The organism is Novosphingopyxis sp. YJ-S2-01, assembly GCF_016093175.1.
In the GTDB taxonomy this organism is placed as follows: domain Bacteria; phylum Pseudomonadota; class Alphaproteobacteria; order Sphingomonadales; family Sphingomonadaceae; genus Novosphingopyxis; species Novosphingopyxis iocasae.
This window is the reverse complement of sequence record NZ_JAEDAI010000002.1, coordinates 1-560: the sequence shown is the minus strand read 5'-3', so window position 1 is coordinate 560 and position 560 is coordinate 1. Positions and strand designations below refer to the sequence as shown.

The window sequence follows — 560 nt, the reverse complement described above, 5'->3', positions numbered from 1 at the left end:
ACTTTATCCAGCAAATGGTCCACCACAAATTGTATCATCTGCCAAAGCGAACGCGCCGAGCAGTCAACCGAATTGGTACAAAGTTTCAAGGAGCCGGTATGCTGTCCGCAGAATGATTTGTCGAACAATACTCCGCCCAATTCAGCCAGCACATCTTTGATAGCAATTTTATCGGCAGGCCTGGCAAGTACATAACCTCCTTTATGTCCCGGGGTACTGTTAATGAAACCTCCTATGCGCCAAATGCGGGTAAGCTTGGCCACATAATGACTTGTCAGGCCTTCAGCCTCGCTCAGTTGGGGGATGCTCATACCTCCTTCCTCTTTACAGGCAGCGATGCGTATCAGTATCCTTAAACCGTATTCTTCCTGTGCGGTGATTTTCATTTAATTGTAATTAATTGTGATCGTTTGTTTATAACATTCCCAATTCAAGCTGGGCAGCTTCAGACATCATACTCCTGTTCCAGGCAGGCGTCCAGGTCACCGATACATGTACATCATTCACACCTTCTATTTCCCTGATTTTCTGATCTACTTCCAACGGCAGCGATTGTGCAG

The 560-nt window shown here is 46.4% G+C and carries 1 protein-coding gene; it reads right to left on the bottom strand.

Features of this window, described 5'->3' with window-relative positions; genetic code table 11:
• Positions 1-386 (bottom strand): RrF2 family transcriptional regulator (locus I6A82_RS14365; protein WP_232343687.1); only part of this gene is annotated, 386 nt, incomplete at its 3' end.
• Positions 387-560: the final 174 nt, after the last annotated feature.